This window comes from Amycolatopsis decaplanina DSM 44594 (genome assembly GCF_000342005.1).
GTDB lineage: Bacteria > Actinomycetota > Actinomycetes > Mycobacteriales > Pseudonocardiaceae > Amycolatopsis > Amycolatopsis decaplanina.
Map to the genome: position 1 here is coordinate 108743 of NZ_AOHO01000020.1, position 19177 is coordinate 127919.

20 protein-coding genes are annotated in these 19177 nt (G+C 68.6%); 8 read left to right on the forward strand and 12 right to left on the reverse strand.

The window, feature by feature from the left end:
• Positions 1–31: 31 nt before the first annotated feature.
• A complete protein-coding gene (locus H074_RS03055) occupies positions 32–832 on the reverse strand; it encodes an ABC transporter permease (RefSeq protein WP_007028549.1) in 801 nt (266 codons plus the stop codon).
• On the reverse strand, positions 829–1806 hold the full coding sequence (locus tag H074_RS03060; RefSeq protein WP_007028550.1) for a daunorubicin resistance protein DrrA family ABC transporter ATP-binding protein: 978 nt from the start codon (positions 1804–1806) through the stop codon (positions 829–831). The genes H074_RS03055 and H074_RS03060 overlap by 4 nt, the downstream gene beginning before the upstream one ends.
• A gap of 137 nt (positions 1807–1943) precedes the next feature.
• Between H074_RS03060 and H074_RS03065 the strand changes: the two genes are divergently transcribed.
• Together H074_RS03065 and H074_RS03070 are read left to right on the forward strand one after the other, a co-directional pair.
• A complete protein-coding gene (locus H074_RS03065; protein ID WP_007028551.1) occupies positions 1944–2972 on the forward strand; it encodes an endonuclease/exonuclease/phosphatase family protein in 1029 nt (342 codons plus the stop codon).
• Between the two features lie 25 nt (positions 2973–2997).
• Positions 2998–3834 (forward strand): hypothetical protein, encoded by an 837-nt coding sequence (locus tag H074_RS03070; RefSeq protein WP_007028552.1) that lies wholly within the window; start codon positions 2998–3000, stop codon positions 3832–3834.
• Here the strand turns inward: H074_RS03070 and H074_RS03075 are convergent.
• Together H074_RS03075 and H074_RS03080 are read right to left on the reverse strand one after the other, a co-directional pair.
• Positions 3827–4639, reverse strand: a complete 813-nt coding sequence (locus H074_RS03075; RefSeq protein ID WP_007028553.1) for an SIR2 family NAD-dependent protein deacylase — start codon at positions 4637–4639, stop codon at positions 3827–3829. The genes H074_RS03070 and H074_RS03075 overlap by 8 nt on opposite strands.
• Entirely contained in the window at positions 4632–4940 is a 309-nt protein-coding gene (locus H074_RS03080; RefSeq protein WP_007028554.1) for an antibiotic biosynthesis monooxygenase family protein, read from the reverse strand. Before H074_RS03080 ends, H074_RS03075 begins: the two co-directional genes overlap by 8 nt.
• A gap of 61 nt (positions 4941–5001) precedes the next feature.
• Between H074_RS03080 and H074_RS03085 the strand changes: the two genes are divergently transcribed.
• A complete protein-coding gene (locus H074_RS03085) occupies positions 5002–6204 on the forward strand; it encodes an FAD-dependent monooxygenase (RefSeq protein ID WP_039921377.1) in 1203 nt (400 codons plus the stop codon).
• 19 nt (positions 6205–6223) lie between these two features.
• Here H074_RS03085 and H074_RS03090 read toward each other — a convergent pair whose 3' ends face one another.
• Positions 6224–7666, reverse strand: a complete 1443-nt coding sequence (locus H074_RS03090) for a M1 family metallopeptidase (protein WP_007028556.1) — start codon at positions 7664–7666, stop codon at positions 6224–6226.
• Here H074_RS03090 and H074_RS03095 point away from each other — a divergent pair.
• Positions 7665–8462, forward strand: coding sequence for an alpha/beta fold hydrolase (locus H074_RS03095; protein ID WP_085940877.1), 798 nt, complete (start codon positions 7665–7667; stop codon positions 8460–8462). The two genes, H074_RS03090 and H074_RS03095, sit on opposite strands and share 2 nt — an antisense overlap.
• Here the strand turns inward: H074_RS03095 and H074_RS03100 are convergent.
• The 3 genes from H074_RS03100 to H074_RS03110 all read right to left on the reverse strand — a co-directional run bounded on the left by H074_RS03100 (position 8444) and on the right by H074_RS03110 (position 10532).
• A complete protein-coding gene (locus H074_RS03100) occupies positions 8444–8878 on the reverse strand; it encodes a thioredoxin family protein (RefSeq protein WP_039921381.1) in 435 nt (144 codons plus the stop codon). The two genes, H074_RS03095 and H074_RS03100, sit on opposite strands and share 19 nt — an antisense overlap.
• Positions 8879–8907: 29 nt before the next feature.
• Positions 8908–9258, reverse strand: coding sequence for a rhodanese-like domain-containing protein (locus tag H074_RS03105; protein WP_007028559.1), 351 nt, complete (start codon positions 9256–9258; stop codon positions 8908–8910).
• 320 nt (positions 9259–9578) lie between these two features.
• A complete protein-coding gene (locus H074_RS03110; RefSeq protein ID WP_007028560.1) occupies positions 9579–10532 on the reverse strand; it encodes a LysR family transcriptional regulator in 954 nt (317 codons plus the stop codon).
• Positions 10533–10699: 167 nt separating this feature from the next.
• On the opposite strand from H074_RS03110, the gene H074_RS03115 reads away from it, so the two are divergent.
• The 3 genes from H074_RS03115 to H074_RS03125 are packed head-to-tail and all read left to right on the forward strand — an operon-like array spanning position 10700 to position 13679.
• The gene (locus H074_RS03115; RefSeq protein ID WP_007028561.1) at positions 10700–11386 is read left to right on the forward strand and encodes a tRNA-dependent cyclodipeptide synthase; all 687 of its coding nucleotides are present in this window, start codon (positions 10700–10702) and stop codon (positions 11384–11386) included.
• A 2-nt stretch (positions 11387–11388) separates the two neighbouring features.
• A complete protein-coding gene (locus H074_RS03120) occupies positions 11389–12702 on the forward strand; it encodes a purine-cytosine permease family protein (protein ID WP_039921382.1) in 1314 nt (437 codons plus the stop codon).
• On the forward strand, positions 12699–13679 hold the full coding sequence (locus tag H074_RS03125; protein WP_007028563.1) for a LysR family transcriptional regulator: 981 nt from the start codon (positions 12699–12701) through the stop codon (positions 13677–13679). Before H074_RS03120 ends, H074_RS03125 begins: the two co-directional genes overlap by 4 nt.
• A 244-nt stretch (positions 13680–13923) precedes the next feature.
• On the opposite strand, the gene H074_RS03130 is transcribed toward H074_RS03125, so the two are convergent.
• Positions 13924–15366 (reverse strand): M1 family metallopeptidase, encoded by a 1443-nt coding sequence (locus H074_RS03130; protein ID WP_007028564.1) that lies wholly within the window; start codon positions 15364–15366, stop codon positions 13924–13926.
• A gap of 166 nt (positions 15367–15532) precedes the next feature.
• On the opposite strand from H074_RS03130, the gene H074_RS03135 reads away from it, so the two are divergent.
• Positions 15533–16687: an MFS transporter gene (locus tag H074_RS03135; protein WP_007028565.1), complete on the forward strand. Its 1155-nt coding sequence runs from the start codon at positions 15533–15535 to the stop codon at positions 16685–16687.
• Here the strand turns inward: H074_RS03135 and H074_RS03140 are convergent.
• From H074_RS03140 to H074_RS03150, 3 genes are all read right to left on the reverse strand, one after another.
• Positions 16632–17594 carry a peptidoglycan recognition protein family protein gene (locus H074_RS03140; RefSeq protein WP_007028566.1) on the reverse strand — a complete coding sequence of 321 codons (963 nt, stop codon included), beginning with the start codon at positions 17592–17594 and terminating at the stop codon, positions 16632–16634. The genes H074_RS03135 and H074_RS03140 overlap by 56 nt on opposite strands.
• Before the next feature lie 88 nt (positions 17595–17682).
• The gene (locus H074_RS03145) at positions 17683–18558 is read right to left on the reverse strand and encodes an HhH-GPD family protein (RefSeq protein WP_007028567.1); all 876 of its coding nucleotides are present in this window, start codon (positions 18556–18558) and stop codon (positions 17683–17685) included.
• Between the two features lie 77 nt (positions 18559–18635).
• Positions 18636–19136: a beta-class carbonic anhydrase gene (locus tag H074_RS03150; protein WP_007028568.1), complete on the reverse strand. Its 501-nt coding sequence runs from the start codon at positions 19134–19136 to the stop codon at positions 18636–18638.
• Positions 19137–19177 lie beyond the last annotated feature (41 nt).

Here is a 19177-nt window from a genome sequence, read left to right on the forward strand (position 1 = left end):
AGCCCTTCACGCGCGTTCCCCCTGACCCCCGTCAGACGCGCTTCCGGTAAGCCCAGGTGGCGAGCGGGAAGAAGACCGCGACCGCGGCCGCCATCCAGATCAGCGCCCCGGTCAGCGGACCGGCCACCGGGCCGCCGTTCATCAGTCCGCGCAGGACGTCGGACATCTGCGTCACCGGGCTGATGTCGGCCCACGCCTTCAGCCAGCCGGGCATGGTGCTCGTCCCCACGAACACGTTGCTGCCGAAGGTCAGCGGCATCAGCACCACGAACATCAGGCCCTGCACCGCGCCGGGACTCTTCACCAGCATCCCGACGAACACCGAAGCCCAGCAGAACGCGAGCGCGAACGCGATGACCAGCACGATGGCCAGGACGAACTCCGCCGGACCGGTCTGGATCCGGTAGCCCATGATCGTCGCGACGATCATCAGCACGGTGATGCACACCAGGTACCGCACGATGTCGGCCAGCACGGCGCCGATCAGCGGCGCCGACCGGGCGATCGGCATCGCGCGGAACCGGTCGAACACACCCTTGGTGACGTCGGTGTTCAGCTGGACGCCTACGGTCATGCTGGCCTGCAGGATGTTGAACACCATGATGCCGGGCACGATCATCTGGAGGTAGTCGTCGATGCTCGGGGCGAGCGCGCCGCCGAACAGGTAGACGAACATGACCAGGAAGATGATCGGCGCGATGGTGACGTCGGCCAGCTGTTCGGGGTTCTTGCGGATCTTCAGGATCCCGCGCCAGGCAAGGGAAAGCCCGTGCCGGCCGCTACTGGCCAGTGAAACGCGCCGTGGTGGTGCGGGCGCGGCGATGGTCGTCATACCAGGCTCCCTTCCGGAGTCGTGTCCTTTGTGGACTCGTCGGTCTTCTTGCCGGTCAGCGCGAGGAACACCTCGTCGAGGCTGGGCAGCCGCAGCGCCAGCTCGTCCGCGGTGATCCCGGCTTCGTCCAGCTTGCGGACCAAAGTGGACAGCAGGACCGGGTCGGCGACGGGCGCGGTGAGCAGCCCGGTGTCGTCGTCCCGGTTCGGCCGGACCCCGGTGAGCCCGGCCAGGATGCGCTCGACGGCGTCGAGGTCGGCGAGCGCGCTCGGCCGGACCTGCAGCGTCTGGCCGCCGGTCCGCCGCTTGAGCTCGTCGGCCCGCCCGTTCGCCACGACGTGCCCGTGGTCGAACACGGTGATCGTGTCGGCCAGCTGGTCGGCCTCCTCCAGGTACTGCGTGGTGAGCAGCACCGTCGTCCCGTCCGCGACCAGTGTCCGGACCACGGCCCAGACCTCGTTGCGGGCGTGCGGGTCGAGTCCGGTGGTCGGCTCGTCCAGGTACAGCACCTTGGGACGGCCGACCAGGCTCGCGGCGAGGTCGAGCCGCCGCCGCATCCCGCCCGAGTAGGTCTTGATGGCGCGCCCGGCGGCGTCGGTCAGCTCGAACCGCTCCAGCAGTTCGGCCGCGCGCTTTTTCGCGTCCGCCCTCGAGAACTCCAGCAGCCTGCCGATCAGGACGAGGTTCTCCGTGCCGGAGAGGTCCTCGTCGACCGACGCGTACTGCCCGGTCAGCCCGATCATGCCGCGGACCGCCATCGGGTTCTTGACGACGTCGTATCCGAAGACGCTCGCGTGGCCGCGGTCCGGCCGGATCAAGGTGGCCAGGATCCGGACGGCGGTCGTCTTCCCCGCGCCGTTCGGCCCCAGCACCCCGACCACCTTGGCCGCCGGGACCTCCAGATCGACCCCGTCGAGCGCCTTCGTCTCCCCATAGTGTTTGACCAGGCCCTCGGCCCTGATCGCGTGAGTCATCGCTTTCCTCCTGTGGATCTCGCCCCGCGGACAAAGGTGCCCCCAAGCCCTGGCAGACCGCGCACAGCGCGCTGGCAGCGGCTGACAGGAACTGATAAGCGCTGGTAGACGCGGTGTGAGGAGGTTGTGAAGGTGTTGTGGAGACCGCCGCCACAACGCGCTTGATCGGCATACTCGACGTCATGGTGATCGAAGAACGGGCGGTCCGTCCGGCGGCGCGTAAGGGCAGCGGACGGAAGCTGGTCAGCGGGCTGCTCATCGCGGCGGTCGTGCCGTTCGCGGTGCTGACGGCGCTGCGGCTGGTGGGCTACGACGGCAACACGTACACGATCGCGGCGCTCGCGCTCACCCCGTACGCCGGGATCGCGACACTGGTGCTCGGCGTCCTGGCGCTGGGGCTCCGCCGCTGGTGGACCGCGGCCGTCGCGCTGGTGCTGACCTGCACGATCGCGTCCCTGGTCCTGCCCCGCGCGTTCGCTAACGAACAGAAGGCGCTCGACGGGAAGCACGTGCGCGTGCTGGCCTCGAACATGCTCGGCGGCCAGGCGGATCCGGACAGGATCGTCGGCTACGTGAAGGAGCACCAGGTCGATGTCCTGAGCCTGACCGAGATGACGCCCGAGGCGATCACCGGGCTCGAGCGGGCCGGGTTGTTCCAGGTTCTGCCGTACCGCGTGCTGCACCCGGCCGAGTGGGCGTACGGCTCCGGATTGGTGTCGAAGTATCCGCTCACGCCGTTGACCTTGAGCGGCGATTCGGACCGGAAGCAGCCCAGTGCGAGCGTGGACCTCGGCGACGGCGTCCGGATCGAGGTCGTCGCGGTCCATCCGGCGGCGCCGATGTGGGACCGGCACGCGTGGGTCGACGAGGCCAAGGACCTGCCGTACGCCGACGCCGAACACGACATCCGGATCCTGGCGGGCGACTTCAATGCCGGCCTCGACCACGCGCTCTTCCGCGAGCTGCTGACCAGGGGATACGTGGACGCGGCCGATCAGCTCGGGAAGGCGCTGCAGGGGACTTGGACGAACGGGATGGTGCCGCCCGTGCCGATCGACCACGTGCTGGCGGACAAACGGACGGCCATCGCGGACTTCAAGGTGCTGGAGACGCCCGGCAGCGATCACGACGCCGTCTACGCGGAAATCGTCCTGCCTGGAAAGTGACCTTCCGCTGGCAGGCTTCCCGCTCATGAAGAAGCTCTGGGGAATCCTCTCGTTGTCGTTGGTCGCGGCCTGCGTCCCGGGCACCTTGCCACCGGGTCCCCCCGAGAGCGCGCTGGGCTTCACGGTCCAACCCGGCGCGGCATGGACCTTCGTCTTCCCGGACCCGGTCGGCGAGGCCCAGCGGCTGTTCCGGCCAGGTCCTGACCGGCGAGCGGTGGCGCTGGCCCGCGCCGGCCGGAACGTGATCGGTGTCGGGGTCCGGGAGTTCCCCGGTGAGGACCGGTCGGAACCGATCGCGTGGGTGTCCGGAGCCGAAGGACGCGACGCGCGGGAGATCGTCCTGCCGCAGGACCGGCCGGGCCGGTGGGCGCCGACGGCGGTCGCGGCCGAGGGCGATCAGGTCCTCGTGGCCGGCTCCCTCGGCGGGGACGTGCGGGTGTGGGCTTCCGGTGACGCGGGCGCGACTTGGACGGTGTCGCCGGTTCAGGTGCGGGGAAGCGACCTCTGGTTCTCCACCGTGCTCCGGACGGAAGGGAAATGGCTGCTGGCCGGAGGTTCCGTGGACGACGCGCTGATCGTGACCGGCGCGCCCGGCGCCTGGGTGACCGCGTCCGCCGGGGAGGGCCGGATCCTCGGCGGGACGGTCGACAAGGCGGGGAAGGCGGTGCTGTTCGGGGACCGCGCCGAGTCGAATGAGACCGGAACGGCGAACCGGGACTGCACACTCGTGTGGGTCGCCGACGGTGGCTGGCGGCGGGGTGAACTGGGCTGCCCGGCGGAGCGGATCACCGCCGCGGTGACCCTCGGGGACGGGCGGGTGGTCCTGGCGAGCAGCCGCGATCTGTGGACCCGGCCTAGCTGAGCAGGGCGTCCAGCGCTTCGAGGGTTTCGAGGCCGTTGGTCGCCAGTGAGACGCCGCGACCGTGCCGGATCCCGGGTTCACGCGGGTTGATCCGGACCAGCGCGCCGGTCGCGGCGCTGGCCAGCTCCGAGTACCGCCGCACCGTCGGCACTGCCTGTCCGGCGCCGAGCTCCACCACCACGAGGTCGCGATGCGCCCGGCGCCACGCGTTCAGCTCGTCGAGCTGGGCCTGACCGCGCTGCCCGAGCCAGTCGTAGTCGCCGAACATGAGGATGTTGGGCCGGGCGAGGCCGCCGCAGCGCGGGCAGGACGGCAGCGGCTCCAGCGCGCGCATCGTGTCTTCGTCGATCGGGACCTCGACGTCGTCCGCGGACCAGATCTCCTTGGTGCACCTGGTGAGGCACTGCAAGTGATGGATGGACCCGTGTGCTTCGGCGACGTGCGGGTAGCCCGCCTTCTGGAACTGTCCGTCCACATTGGACGTGAACGCGCGGGTGCCGCCCGGTTTGCGCGCTCCCCAGGACAGCAGGAGACGGAACCCGTCGTGCGGGACGGTGGCGCGGTACAGCGCGAGCCGATGCCCGTAGAAACCCCAGGCCAGTTCGGGATCCTCGGCGAAATGCCGCGGATCGGCGAGCTCGACGAAACCGATGCCCAGCCGCTCGTACGGCGGATACGCCTTCCAGAAACCTTCGTCGCCCCGGAAATCGGGCAGGCCGGAGTCGACGCCCATCCCGGCGCCGGCACAGACCAGCAGCGCGCCGGCGCCGTCGATCAGTTCCGCGGCTCGTTCGAGTTCACTCACCCGGCTTCGAAGCCTGGACGACCTCGAATTCCAGCAGGTTCGCGCCGGTGGAGACCGGCTTCGCGCGCTCGCCCGCGTGCGCCTCACGCGCCGGGCCGGACGCCCACGCCTGGTAGGCCTCCTCCGACTCCCACTTGGTGTAGACGAAGTAGCGCGACTCGCCGGACACCGGGCGGAGCAGCTCGAAGCCGAGGAAACCGGGCTGGTCGTCGACGGCGTGCAACCGCGCGGCGAACCGTTTCTCCAGTTCGGGGCCTGCGTTTTCGGGGACCTCGATCGCGTTGATCTTCACGACAGCCATGCCGCCAGCCTACGACGAAACTCTTTTGCGCCGCGATGTGATGCGTGGGACCTTCCAGAGGATGGCTGACACCAAGATCCTCATCTCCGGGGCGAGCATCGCCGGCCCGGCATTGGCTTTTTGGCTCGTCCGGTACGGCTTCCAGGTGACCGTCGTGGAACGCGCGCCGTCGCTACGCCCCGGCGGCCAGGCCGTCGACCTGCGCGGAACGGCCAAGGAGGTCGTCCGCCGGATGGGCCTGGACGAACGCATCCGAGCGGCCCGCACGGACACGAAGGGCGAGACGCTCGTCGACCGGAAGAACCGCACGAAGGCCACCATCCGCGCCGACGACTTCGACGGCGACGGCGTCGTCGCCGAGATCGAGATCCTCCGCGGCGACCTGACCGAAGTGCTCTACGAGGCGACCAGAGAGACGACGGAGTACGTCTTCGGCGACCGGATCACCGCGCTGGACGAGCGGACCGACGGTGTCGACGTCACCTTCGCCAGTGGTGCGCGGCGGACGTTCGACCTGGTCATCGGGGCGGACGGGCTGCACTCGGGAGTGCGGGCGCTGGCCTTCGGCGAGGAGTCCCGGTTCGTCCGGCATCTGGGCTCGTACCTGGCGTTCTTCACCGTGCCGAACCGGCTCGGCCTGCGGAACTGGGCCGTCGGCTACGACGACGTCGGCCGGTCCGCCGGGATCCGCGGCATCCGCGACGGCGACGAGGCGATGGCCTACTTCGGGTTCGTTTCGGAGAAGGTGGACTACGACCATCGCGACATCGAGGCGCAGAAGGCGCTGGTCCGCGGGTTCGCCGCCGGGATGGCATGGGAGGCGCCCTGGCTGCTGGACCGGATGGACGAGGCCCCCGACTTCTACTTCGACTCGTGCGCCCAGGTGATCATGGAATCCTGGTCGCGCGGCCGGACCGGGCTGCTGGGCGACGCCGCTTTCTGCCCCTCGCCGCTGTCCGGACAGGGTACGAGCCTTGCGTTCGTCGGCGCGTACGTCCTCGCCGGGGAACTCGCCGCCGGCCTCGACACGGGGCTCAAGCGCTACGAAGCGGTCATGCGCGAGTTCGTCGAGAAGACGCAGGAGATGGGGCGGGAGAACGCGGAGTCGATCTTCGCGAAGTCGCGGACGGCTCTGCGGATGCGGTACCTGGCGATGCGGGTGATGCGGCTCAAGCCGTTCGCCGCGTTGGCCGCGCGGAAGATGCGGGACGTGGTGAACGGCATCGACCTGCCGGACTACCCGGTCGCCCCCCGCCGCAATTAGTCACCTACTTGCGGTGGCGTCAGCCTCGCAGAGTCCCCGGGAGTAGTTCCGCGTCCGGAGGGATCGCGGTTCCGTGGAACCACGCGTCGAAGAACGGCCGCAGGTCCTGCTCCGAAAGCTTGATCGTGAACGCCTCGAAATCCGCCCAGGACGCGTTGGCGTTCCGGTACGCCACCGGCCACTCCTTCAGCAGCCGCGCGAACGCTCCTTCGCCGATCTTCCGCCGCAGCGCGTGGACGGCCAGGATCCCCTTGTCGTAGACGCCGTGGAATTCCTGCCCGGCCCCCATGCCGACCAGTTTCGGCGTCCAGAAATCCGGGCTTCCCCGCATGATCTCCAGGGCGGCGCGGTAGCGGTCGTCCAGGTTCTCGTTGTCCCGCGATTCCTGCCACAGCCATTGCGCGTACGAAGCGAGGCATTCGTTGAGGCAGATGTCGGACCACGAATTCAGCGTCACCGAATCGCCGAACCACTGGTGTGCGGTTTCGTGCACCACGGTGATCAGGTCGGCCCATTTCGCGTAGGTCGGCCTGGTCTGGGTCTCCAGCGAGAAATGGATGTCCTCGTCGAGATAGACGCCGCCCGCCGCGTCCACCGGGTACGGCCCGAACTTCGAGGTCAGGAAGCCGATGATCTCCGGCAGCCGCCTGCCGGTGTCGCGCCGGCCCTCGGCGCCCGGCGCGTACGCGTTGACCACCGGCGTCCCGTCCGGGAGCGCCATCCGGTCGACGGTGAACTTGTCGATCGCCACCGTGGTCAGATAGGCCGCCACGGGGGTCCGTTCCTGCCAGGCCGTCGTGGTCCAGCCGTTCGCCGAGGTCTTCTGGATCTCGCGCCCGTTCGAGATGACGGTCCAGCCGTCCGGAACGCGGGCGGTGAGGGTGAACATCGCCTTGTCACGCGGGGTCTCGTTGACGGGATACCAGAACGACGCCGAATGCGGCTCGCCGACGATGAACGCGCCGCCGTCCTTCGACTTCTGCCAGCCGTTCTCGCTGCCACCCGCCTTGGGGGTCGCCGACGGGTCGCCGCCGTAGACGACCTTCGTGCGGAAGGTGGTCCCGTTCCGGATCGGCCCGGCGGGCGTCACCACCAGCTCGAATTCGCCTTCGCGGGCGAACTTCGCCGGTTTCCCGTCCACTTCAACGGATTGGACCGTCAAGCCGCGTAAGTCCAAGTTGTACCGATTGAGGTCCTGGGTCGCTTTCGCGATCACCGTGGTGTCGCCGTCGAGACGACCTTTCGCGGGGTCGTAAGTGATCCCGACCTGGTATTCGGCCGCGTCGTAGCCGCCGTTTCCGTCCATCGGGTAGTACGGGTCGCCCGCGCCCGAAGCGCCCGGCGCCGGGTTCATCGGCGGCGGCGGAGGGGGCGTGGCCGGAGGAGGATCGGCACTGCAGCCGATAATCAGGGCGCAGACGACCCCCAGGACCAGACCGGCGGTGGGGACACGGCTGCGCATGGAGGGGAGCTTAGTGGTGATCCAGCGCGACGGGTTGGTCACTTTCGGCGGCGACGGGCCGCCGATCGTCCTTCTGCACGGGCTGATGGGCAGGGCGACGACGTGGTGGCGGGTCGCGCGAAGGCTCGAACCGTACGGGCGTGTCCACGGCCTCGACGCGCGCGGTCACGGACGCGGACCGCGCGGCGGGCCCTGGCGCACCGAGCGGTTCGCCGACGACGTCGCCGAGGTGCTGCGGACCTTCGGCGAACCCGCGGTCCTGATCGGACATTCGATGGGCGGCCTGCACGCGTGGGTCACCGCGGCCACGTATCCCGAGCTCGTCCGCGCCGTGGTCTGTGAGGACTTCGCGCCGGATCAGCGCGGCCGGACCGTGGACACCTGGCGCGGGTACTTCGAATCGTGGCCGGTCCCGTTCCGGTCGCTGGCCCACGTGCGCGAGTTCTTCGGCGGCACCGGCGACTACTTCATCGAATGCGTCGAGGAACGTGAGGACGGCTACCACCTGATCGCGTCCCTCCCGGACCTGTACGAGATCGCGGCGGAATGGGGACGGCGCGATTTCTGGGAGTTCGTCGAGCGCGTCGAATGCCCGCTGCTGGCGATCGAAGGCGAACGGACCGCGATGCCGCACGGCCAGCAGGCCGAGCTGGCGGCACGCGTGCCCGGCGGCCTCGGACGGCACATCGTCGTCCAAGGCGCCGGGCACGTGGTGCACGACGAAGCGCCGGAGACCTACCTCGGTGCCGTCGAAGCGTTTCTCTCCGACGTCATCGGTCAGCCCTTCGCCAGCTGAGCGTCGATCCAGGCACGCAACCGCGCTTCGCCCGGGTAACCGATGTTCCGCGAGGACGGCAGTTCGGCGGCGTCGCGGACACCGACCAGCGTCGGGAGGTAGCGGATGTTGTACCGGCTGGACAGGTCCCGGCTCTGGTCGACGTCGACCTCACCGAGCAGGAACCGGCCGCCGTACTCACCGGCGAGCCGTTCGATCACCGGCTTCATCTGGCGGCACGGCGGGCACCAGGTCGCGCCGAAGTCCATGATGACCAGCTTTTGTTTCGAGATGTTCATGACCTCGGCGTAGTTGGCCGAAGTCACCGTCATCACGTTCTCGGCCTTCGGTGCGGCTGAAGCCGCGCCGTTGCCGAAGCCGGTGACGAGTGCCAGCACACCGGCCAGCACGCAGACGAACCGTTTGCACTTGGACAAGACGATCTCCTTCAATGCGGGGAGTCCGCTCAGGACGAAGACCAGGTCGGCAAATCGTTCGCGACCCAGTCTTCGATGCCTTCGCGGTACTTGCGGACGTTCGTGTACCCGAGCTCCAGCAGGCGCCGCCCGACGAATTCACTGTTGCGGCACGGCGTGTTCGCGCAATAGACGACGATCGCGGCGGCCTTGTCCGGAAGCACCGTCGGTGCCAGGCGGTCGGTGAATTCGGCGGCCTGTTCGTACGGGAAACCCGGAATGTTGCGAGCTTCCGGCAGATGCTCCTTTTCGAAATAGGCGACCGGCATCGTGTCGACCACGACCACCGATCCGGACTCCATCCGGGAGAGCAGTTCCGTACGGGTGATCAACGGCAGCATGGTGTCCCTTCTTTCGGCGACCGTGATTGACGATTCCCATCGTCGGTCGTCTTCAGGGACACGCTCTAGTGCCGCCTCGGCATGCCGAGGGGTTATCGAGTGTGCGCCGGCCTCGTGAGTGGTAAGTCGTGTTCTATTGAGGGGTAAGGCAAACGTGGCGTGGTGTCGGGGCGTGTCGCGAAAGCCACTTTCGCGACGTGGGATGTCCCGAAAGTGGCTTTCGCGGCGTTGGCGGTGGCGGACCGTGGTGGGGTCTCGTGAGTGGTGAGGACGGTTCTAACCGTCCTCACCACTCACGAGGTTCCGCGGCCCTTGCCTCGCTATCCGGCGGCCGGGCGGCCGTGGCGGTGCAGCCAAGCGCGGTACGGCGCCGTCCGCTCGGCGAGCCGCCAATATCCAGCCTTCGCCTCGGTGGCGAGTTCCGGGACGCCGGGCGCGCACGGGCCGTCCTCCCGCCAGGCGAGCACATGCCGCACACACATCGGCGCGCCCGCCAGCGGCCGGATGGCCAGTCCGTCCGACGGCGGCCGGGTCGGCTGGATCAGCGCGACGCCGTACCCGCCGCCGACCAGATCCTCCCGTGTGGTGTCGATGTCGACGTCGTGGGTGATCCGGGGATCGAAACCGTGCGCGAGACACATTTCGCGGAACACCACCCGGCAGCCGTCACCGCCGCTCGACACGATCCAGTCCTCCCCGGCCAGTTCTGCGAGTTCGATCTCCTGTTCGCCGGCGAGCGGATGTCCCGCGGGCACCGCGACGAACGACGGCTCCTCGACCAGGGTCATGGTCCGTACCTCCGGCGGCACGGGGAGGCCGCGTCCGCCGCAGATCATGATCAGCGCGAGATCGATGCCCCGGTTCGCGACCTGCGCGAGCAGCCGCGTGCGCGAGGTGTCCGTCCGCGTGCGGAACGGTTCGCCCGGCCGCAGGTCGCGCAGCCCGCCGAGCAGCGAACCCGTGATGGCGCTGTCGTTCCAGCCGATCCTGATCGATTCGCCCGTCTCGGGTTCCTGGCGGTGGAAGTCGTGTTCCAGTTCGTCGAAGGTGAGCACGATCGCCTTCGCCCGCCGCAGGATCAGGGCGCCGAGTTCGGTGGGCCGCACGCCGTGCTGGTCGCGGTGGAACAGTGACCCGCCGACCATCCGCTCGATCCGGCGCAACTGGTGGCTGAGCGCGGGCTGCCCGAGCCCCAGTCCGGCGGCGGCGCGGTTGAGGCTGCCGGCGGAAGCGATCTCACAGATCACGCGAAGATGCCGAACCTGAATCTCCATGACTTCGTATACCGCGACCCGTTCGCGCCCGGCACCTCCGAAAGTCGAGATCCGCGACTTCTTATAACCCGGTGACAACATTCGATGGCAATACCCGCACCATCGGGCCGTGGCTACATTCGGTCGACGCCTCTTCTCCCCGCATATCCCGCGAATCAGGAGCCGTCTTGCCGCGACCACTGCCGCTCACCGAGCATTGCGCCGATCCGCTGGCGCTGGCCGAGCACGTTTGCATCGGCGTCAGCCCGTTCAACAGCTATTTCACCGTTGATCGTATCGCCGATCTCGCCCGCTGGGCCATGTCGGCCTTTCGCGGTTTTCATTTCTTCGTCCCCGACGGCCCGTCCGCGTTCACCCTCGAAGCGCTCGGCTATGACCCGGTCCGTGCCGCGCAGAAGGCGCAGCGGCAAGGCAATTACACGCGGAACAAGATCGTCCGGGCGTTGCAGCAGGTCTGCCCTTCGGATCCGCACACGCTGATCCTGGACGCCGCGGCACTCGAGGCCGACAGTGCGTATCTCGGCCTGCTTTCCGAGGCGCACCATCGTTTCGCCACCGACCCGGAATTCGCCGAGCACTGCCTCGGTGCCACGGGCTGGGTGCTGGACCGGCGGCTGCCCGAAGGCGAACACCCCACGCGTGACCAGCTGCGCAGCGCGGTCCGGTACTTCCTCGCCGAGCTGCCGATGTTCGTCGGCACCGTCGCCGTGGCCGGGGTCGGCAGTTCCGTGTTCGCCTATCACCAGCGGGTCGCGTTCCTCGAACGGCTCTACCGCGGCGAACTGTCCTGGCGGCCGTTGCCTGGTCAGGGCTTCGTCGTCCTCGAGCAAGCCGTCCCGGAACGGGCGGAGTGACCGTGGAACACGACGACTTCTCCCTGCGCCGGGTTCCCGCCGAACGCCGTTACTCCTGGATTTCCGTCGCACTGCAACGGTTCGGGCAGGTGTCCTCGTTCCACCAGTTCCTGCTCGGCGCGGTACTCGGTTTCGGCATGACCTTCCGGGACGCGGTACTGGCCATCACGATCGGTTCGGTACTGCTGGAGATCATCACCATCCTGATGGGCGTCGCCGGCACCCGGGAGGGGCTTTCGACGTCGGTGCTCGCGCGCTGGACCGGGTTCGGCACCGGCGGATCCTCGCTGGTCGGGCTCCTGATGACGGTGAGCCTGGCGGGCTGGTTCGGGGTGCAGAACGACGTGTTCGCCCACGGTCTCCACGCCTTGATGGGCGGCCCGCCGGTGTGGGTGTGGGCGCTCGCGGGCGGCGCGCTGGTCACCATGATCGTCGTGTTCGGCTTCCACGCGATGGCCTGGACGGCGTATCTGACGGTGCCCGCTTTCCTCGCGCTGGCGGGGTTTTCGATCATCTCCGCACTCGGCGACCATTCGCTGCCCGTACTGATGTCCGAGCCGCCGCCGGGACCGTCGATGTCGCTGGCGCAAGGCACCACGCTGGTGGCGGGCGCGTTCATCATGGGCGCGATCATGACGCCGGACATGACCCGGTTCAACCGGACCGCGTCCGACGTGGTGAAGCAGACCCTGGTCAGCGTCACCTTGGGCCAGTACCTGATCGGCCTGATCGGGGTCCTGCTCGCGCACGCGGCGAAAAGCGCCGACGTGGTCGGGATCATCACCTCGTCGTCCGGTGTGCTCGGCACGCTGATCCTCGTCACCGCGATCCTGAAGATCAACGACTGGAACCTCTATTCGTCCTCGCTCGGGCTGGTGAACACCGTGCAGGTGCTGCTGTCCCGTCGGTTGGACCGCACCACCGCGACCCTGCTGCTCGGCGGTCTCGGCACGGTGCTCTCCGCGATCGGCATCCTCGACCACTTCACCACCTTTCTGACGTGGGTCGGCGTGGTCACGCCGCCGGTGGCGGGAGTGGTGATCGCCGAGTACTACGTGGTCCGGCGCTGGAAACCGGATTTGGAAGCCACCCGCGCGTCCGGGGAGCTGCCGTCCGCCTGCCCGTCTTGGGTTCCGGCCGCGCTGATCTGCTGGGTGGCCGGGGCCGCGGTGGGGGCCTGGCTGCCCTGGGGAATCCCCACGGTGAACTCCGTTTCCGGTGCTTTTCTCCTGTATATTCTTCTCGGCAGACGGACCACGGCCGCGGTGCTTCCCGCGGCGATGACTTCTTCCGGCGGGTCGAAAACCCGTTCGTGACAAAGGAGTTCGACGTCGTACAGCTGGATGTCCACCACCTGCGGGTGATCCGGGCGATCGCGGACACGGGCAGCCTTTCCCGCGCCGCGATCGCGCTCGGTGTCACCCAGCCCGCGGTTTCCGCGCAACTCAAACGGCTGGAGAACATGCTGGGCTACCAGCTGTTCGACCGGCGCGAGGGCGGCGTGACACCGACCCCGATGGGCGAACTGCTGTTGCGCCGCACCGCCGCTTTGCTGCCACAGCTGGACAAACTTCTCGAAGACATCGAGCAGCGCGTCTGCCCCAGCGGCCCGCCCGGCGTCGTCCGGGTGGCCGCGGTGGCCAGCGCGCTGGTGGCGCGTCTGCCTTCGCTGGTGACCAGGCTGTGGCCCGAGGTCTCCGAGGTGCAGGTCGTGCACGACGACCATCCCGAGCGGCTGCTGCCGCTGCTGGCCCAGCGGCGCGCGGAATTGGGGCTGGTCAAGGACTATCCGGGATACGAGCTCGAAGTCCCCGCGAACGTGGACACCGCGGTGGTGGTGACCGAGCCGACCTTCGTCCTGCTGCCGGAATTCCATCCGCTGGCGCGCGAGGAGGTCATCGACCTGCGCGACCTGCGGGACGAATCATGGGTGATGGTGTCCGATTCGTCGGCGGCCACGTTCACCAAGTATTTCGCCGACACCTGCGCGCGGCACGGTTTCAGCCCGTCGTTCACCCATCAGGTGACTTCGCAGCAAGTGGCGCTGTTGGTGGTCAAGGCGGGCGCGGTCGGTCTGTCCCAGCCGATCTGCGATCCCGTGAACCTCGGTATCGTGACCCGGCCACTGCGCGGGGATGTGTTGCCGCGCAGGCATGTTCTCGCTTGGAACAGGGAGACCTTCGTGGCGGGACGGCGGGAGGAGCTGATCTCCGCCGTGGTCGAGACGTACTGGGCCGAGGCGCGGACGGCACCGGTCTACGCCGCATACCTGGATAAGACTCGTGAGTGGTAAGGACGGTTAGAACCGTCCTTACCACTCACGAGCCCACCACGGTTCGCCGCTCAGGTCATCTGATGTACATGAAGGCCCCCTTCCTTGCGCTAGGCGCAAGGAAGGAGGCCTTCATGTACAGGGAACACCTGGACCGACCGTCCACCCCTGCCTCCACCAAGGTTGCGAAAGAGGCTTTCGCAACATGCCACATCTGCCTATACCGCTCCGCCGGAACCGTCCTTACCACTCACGAGGTTCTGTGTCACTTCCGGGGAAAGAGGAGTTCGTCCGGCGGCCGCACCGTGCCGTCCAGCCAAGCGTGATTGAACTCGCCGAGGTCGCGCTGGGTCATCGCGGAGACGTAGAGCTCGAAGTCGTGCCAGTTCTGGTTCCCCTGCGGGTTGATCATCGGGAAGCCCGCCATGATCTGGAAGAACGCGTCGTCGCCGATGAGACGGCGCAGCGCGTGCACCATCAGCACCGCTTTGGTCGTCGGCGCGAATTCGGTGCCCTTGCCAGGATCGGTGAGCTTCGGCGCCCAGAAACCCGCGTCGCCGCTCACCTTGGCCACCATCTCGCGGTATCGCCGGTCCAGGTCGACGCCGTTCTTGGTCTCGTCCCACAGCCAGACCGCGTACCGCGCGACGGACTCGGCCATCAGCGCGTCGCGCCACATCTTGCCGCTCACCCCGGCTCCCCACCATTGGTACGCGGTGGCGTACACCAGATCGGCGATGGTGGCCGAGCGGCCGTACACCGGCCGGGTCTGGGCGCCGTGCGTGTAGCCGAGGGAGCGGTCGAGGAACAGCCCGCCCGCCGCCGATTGCGGGTAATCGCCGAACTTCCCGGTGAGGAATTCCAGCACCTCGGGCAGTTTGCCACCGATCTCGCGCTTGTCGACGGCGCACGGGTGATAGGCGTTGATCGCCGTCCGCCCGCCGGGAAGCGTGATCTTCTCGACCTCCCAGCGCCCGATGCCGAGCATCGCCGTGCTCGGCGCGAGCGCGGTTTCCTCCGACCAGGTGATGGTGTGCCGCCCGAGGCCCGCCGGCCCGTCGGAGACCTGAGAACCGTTGCCCAGCACGGAGAATTCGTCCAGGACGGTGACGGAGACGCGCAAGGTCGCCTTGTCGGCTTCGGTGCCGTTGACCGGGAACCAGGTCATCGCCGAACGCGGCTGGCCGGTGGCGACGGCGGAATCGCCGTAAGCGGCCAGCCAGCCGACCCGGCCGCGCGCCGTGACGATCGGCTCCGGGCGCCCGTCGTAACCGACCACCACGGTGAACCGCTCGCCCTTGGCCAACGGGGTCCGCGGGGTGATCACCAGCTCGTGTTCGCCCGCCCGGCGGAACGCGGCGGCGACCCCGCCGACGGTCACCGACCGTACGGTGAGGCCGCGCAGGTCGAGATCGAACCGGTTCAGGTCCTGGGTGGCCGTCGCGGTGATCGTCGCTCTGCCGCTCAACAGCATCGAGTAAGGCGCATAGTCCAACGCGAGCGAGTAGTTGTCGACGTCGTAACCGCCGTTGCCGTCCTTCGGGTAGTAAGGATCGGGGCCGAGGACGGTGCCGTCGGGTGAGACGTGCACGTACCCGTCGCTGCCGGGTGCCGGCTGGGCCACCGCCGAAGCCGGGCAGGCGCCGATCATCGTGGTGGCGAGCAACGCGGTGCACAGTGGCTCCTGCCACCGAATCCGCACGGTCATGAACGAGCCTTCTCTCTACGGGGGAGGATGTCCGGTCATCGTGCGTACGTCCGCGCCGCGCGCGGCACTGCCGGCCGGTCATGCCGCCGGGTTATCCCGGCCGATAACCGCGCGGCATACCCGCCAGGGACTATCCCGCGCCGCGCGGGGGAGAGATCGTCGAGGAATGCTGCCCCTCCCGGCGCTGCTCGCGCTGACCACCACGGTCTTCCTCGGCTGCCTCACCGAAGTGCTGCCCGCAGGGCTTCTGCTGGGGATGTCCGCGGATCTGGGAGTCTCCCCGTCTGCCACAGGTCAGCTGGTGACGGTCTACGCGATCACGACCGCGCTCACCGCCATTCCGCTCACCGGAGCGACCCTCCGGGTTCCGCGCAAACGCTTGCTGCTGGCGCTGATCGCCGGCTTCCTGGTCACCAACCTGGTGATCGCCGTGTCCTCGTCGTACCCGCTGATCCTGGCCGCACGGGTCGCTTCCGGGGCGTTGACCGGGGTGATGTGGTCCCTCGTCGCCGGCTACGCGATGCGTCTCGCCCCGCCGGGACTCACCGGGCGCGCGCTGGCCGTTGCCATGTCCGGCACGCCGATCGGCTTCGCACTGGGGGTGCCCGCCGGTACCGCGCTCGGCGAACTGGCCGACTGGCGCTGGGCGTTCGCCGCGATGGCGCTGATCAGCGTGCCGCTGCTGGCTTGGGTGCTCGTCGCGGTGCCCGCCGTGCCCGCGGATCCGGCCGTGCCCACCCGGCCACTGGCCGCGTCACGTCTGCCGGGGATGCGGCCCGTGCTGGCGACGGTGGCGCTGTTCTCGTTGGGGCACAACGTGGCCTACACCTACATCGGTCCGGTTCTCGCCGGACTGGACGCGGCGCCGATGCTGGGTGCTGCCCTGCTGGTGTTCGGTTGTGCCACGGTGGGCGGGCTGGTGGCGGTCGGCTCCGCGCTCGACGGCCGTCCTCGCGCCGTACTGCTGTCCTGCACCGCCGTGACCGCCGCCGCCATCGTCCTGGTGGGGATCAGCGACGGTGCCCACGGTCTGGTGCTGGCCGCCGCGGGCCTGTGGGGCCTGGGGTTCGGCGGCGCACCGACCGCTTTCCAGGCCGTCACCGCCTTGCTCGCGGGCCCCACGGCCGACGCCGCCCAGTCGCTCACTATCGCGGCCTGGAACGGCGCCGTCGCCGGGGGAGCGCTCATCGGTGGTCTGCTGCTGCCGCTGGGAGCGTCCCTGCTCCCTTGGTGTGCCGCCTTGGTGATCCTCTCGCCGCTGTCGTTCAGCCGGCGAGTCGTGCTTTCAGCGCCCGCGGATCGGTGCCGGAGCCGACGATGAGCGGCCAGACGTCGGAGCCGAGGAACCCGGTCTCGTCGGTCGCCGCGGTCGCGCCGCAGGCATCGCGCTCCAGCCCGTTCCGCTCCGCCACCGCGACGACGGCGTCCTTTGTGGACTTCCCGAAAACGCCATCGACGGGGACGGCGAAACCGCGTGCCCGCAGGAGTTCCTGAGCCGTCCGCACCCGAGGTCCGGTGTCGCCGGGTTTGAGCAGCGGCCACCCCGGAAGATCCACCTTCGGCGACGCGGTGCCCAGCAGCTTGCCGACCTCGGTGCGCAGCTCCGGAAGCCGGTTGTACAGCACGGTTCCCGGGCACTCGGTCGAGTTGAAGTCGCGGTGTCCCTTGATGAACTCCGGCGAGATCCCGTACTGCGACGCGATGTACGCGACCAGCTTCACCAGCGAGTCCCAGAGCGCGGGGGTGACGTCCTCCGTGCTGTAGAGGCCTTCGTTCTCGATCCCGATACAGGTGCTGTTGTTGTTGCCCACGTTCGCGCCCAGCACGTGCTTGGTGCCGCCGCGCAGGATCTCCAGGCTGCGGTGCCGCCCTTCGGTGATGTGCCCGCCGCGGCTGTTCGTGAACTGCTGGCCGGTGTCGATCCAGCCACGGGTGTCCATGTGGAAATCCTGGATCGAACGCGACGCCCAGAAGGCGTGTTCGAGCGTGTAGTCGGTGACGTTCCCCGGTTCGACCGTGTGGTGCACGACGATGTACGTCGGTTTGTGGTTCTGCACCTCGATCGTCCCGCTCGGCGGCCGGGCGCTCCAGGCCGCCGTGTCGTGGATCTTCGGTTCTGCCACCACGGGCGCCGCGTCCGCGGCGGAAGTCGTCGCTGTCCCCAGTAGCCCGACGGCGCTTACCGTCAGGCCGCCCTTGAGCGCGGTACGTCGGTCGAAGTCGGCCACGGGCGTAACTCCCATCATGCGCGTTGGCCGGAAAACTAACCCGCCATCGCGCCGATGACAACCATTGACCAACTTTTGTCGTAATGCGTTAGTGTTCGCCAGGGAGTGCGAACAGGCCGTCCCCGGTCTGTTCGAGCAGGCCGTCGACGAGCAGGGAGTCGAGGCACCGGTCGCGCTGCCCGGATTCGTGCCAGACGAGATCGAGCCGCGCTTTCTCGACCGGGCCTTCGCTGCCGCGCAGGACATCGAGCAGCAGCCCGCGCACCTGGCGATCGGTCCCGGCGAACTTCTGGACCTGTTTCGCGGGACCGGCGTAAGCGGGTTTGCCCGCGTGCTGCCAGGCGCAGTCGTCATAGATCGGGCAATCCGCGCACCGCGGCGACCGCGCGGTGCAGACGAGCGCGCCGAGTTCCATCAGCGCCGCGGAGAGCTTCGCGGCGGGAGCGTCCTCCGGCGGCAGCAGCGCCTCGACGTCGGCCATGTCGCGGGTGTTCGACGGCGGCCCGGCGTCACCCGCGCCGTGCACCGCCCTGGCCACCACGCGCCGGACGTTCGTGTCCACCACCGGCGCCCGCTTGCCGTAGGCGAAGGCCGCGACCGCGCGCGCGGTGTACGCGCCGATGCCCGGCAACGCGAGCAGTGTGTCCACATCGGACGGAACGACGTCGCCGTGTTCGGCGGCGATGACGGCCGCCGCGGCGTGCAGCCGCAACGCGCGCCGCGGGTAGCCGAGTTTGCCCCAGGCGCGCACGACCTCGCCCTGCGACGACGCCGCCAGCGCCGACGGCACCGGCCAGCGCGCCATCCATTCGAGCCAGATCGGCTGGACCCGCGCGACCGGTGTCTGCTGCAACATGATCTCGCTGACGAGCACACCCCAGGCGGTGCATTCCGGCTCACGCCAGGGCAGGTCGCGCCCCACTTCGTCGAACCACTCGGTCAGCACATCCGCGTCGACGCCCACCCGGCCAGCTTAAAGAAGTACGTGATGGCCCCCTTCATGTACCTAGGCGCAAGGAAGGGGGCCTTCATGTACGCCTGTCAGCGCGCGTCGGTGACCTCGGTGAGGCGGCCCAGTTTCACGTCGTAGACGAAGCCGCGCACGTTGTCGGTGTGCGGCAGGAAGTCGCTCCGCCGGACGCGCTGCACCGACCGGCGCACGCTGTCCTCCACCACCCGGAACGCCTCGACCGACCACGTCGGGCGCAGTCCGCTGGCGGCTTCGAGTTCGTCCTTGAAGTCGTCTTCGGTGACCATGGACAGGCCGCAGTCGGTGTGCTGGACGATCAGCACCTCGCGCGTGCCGAGCTTCCGCTGGCTGAGCGCGAGCGAGCGGATCATGTCGTCGGTGACGACCCCGCCCGCGTTGCGCAGGATGTGCGACTCGCCCTGGATCAGGCCGAAGATCTCGAACACCCGGATACGGGCGTCCATGCAGGTCAGAATCGCCACCTGGAGTGATGGCCTCGGAGACGAGCGGTCACCAGGAGTGACATCACCCAGCTCCTGGTTTCGCTTGAGCAGTACGTCGATCGAGGTCATGTGTTCATTGGAACCGACACGCCGGGCGAGAGCAATGTGTA

Bases quoted from the DNA above. Each gene is read 5' to 3' on its own strand.
- H074_RS03055 (WP_007028549.1), bottom strand. From the start codon at position 832: ATGACGACCATCGCCGCGCCCGCACCACCACGGCGCGTTTCACTGGCC.
- H074_RS03060 (WP_007028550.1), bottom strand. From the start codon at position 1,806: ATGACTCACGCGATCAGGGCCGAGGGCCTGGTCAAACACTATGGGGAG.
- H074_RS03070 (WP_007028552.1), top strand. From the start codon at position 2,998: ATGAAGAAGCTCTGGGGAATCCTCTCGTTGTCGTTGGTCGCGGCCTGC.
- H074_RS03080 (WP_007028554.1), bottom strand. From the start codon at position 4,940: ATGGCTGTCGTGAAGATCAACGCGATCGAGGTCCCCGAAAACGCAGGC.
- H074_RS03085 (WP_039921377.1), top strand. From the start codon at position 5,002: ATGGCTGACACCAAGATCCTCATCTCCGGGGCGAGCATCGCCGGCCCG.
- H074_RS03095 (WP_085940877.1), top strand. From the start codon at position 7,665: ATGGAGGGGAGCTTAGTGGTGATCCAGCGCGACGGGTTGGTCACTTTC.
- H074_RS03090 (WP_007028556.1), bottom strand. From the start codon at position 7,666: ATGCGCAGCCGTGTCCCCACCGCCGGTCTGGTCCTGGGGGTCGTCTGC.
- H074_RS03105 (WP_007028559.1), bottom strand. From the start codon at position 9,258: ATGCTGCCGTTGATCACCCGTACGGAACTGCTCTCCCGGATGGAGTCC.
- H074_RS03110 (WP_007028560.1), bottom strand. From the start codon at position 10,532: ATGGAGATTCAGGTTCGGCATCTTCGCGTGATCTGTGAGATCGCTTCC.
- H074_RS03130 (WP_007028564.1), bottom strand. From the start codon at position 15,366: ATGACCGTGCGGATTCGGTGGCAGGAGCCACTGTGCACCGCGTTGCTC.
- H074_RS03135 (WP_007028565.1), top strand. From the start codon at position 15,533: ATGCTGCCCCTCCCGGCGCTGCTCGCGCTGACCACCACGGTCTTCCTC.
- H074_RS03150 (WP_007028568.1), bottom strand. From the start codon at position 19,136: ATGACCTCGATCGACGTACTGCTCAAGCGAAACCAGGAGCTGGGTGAT.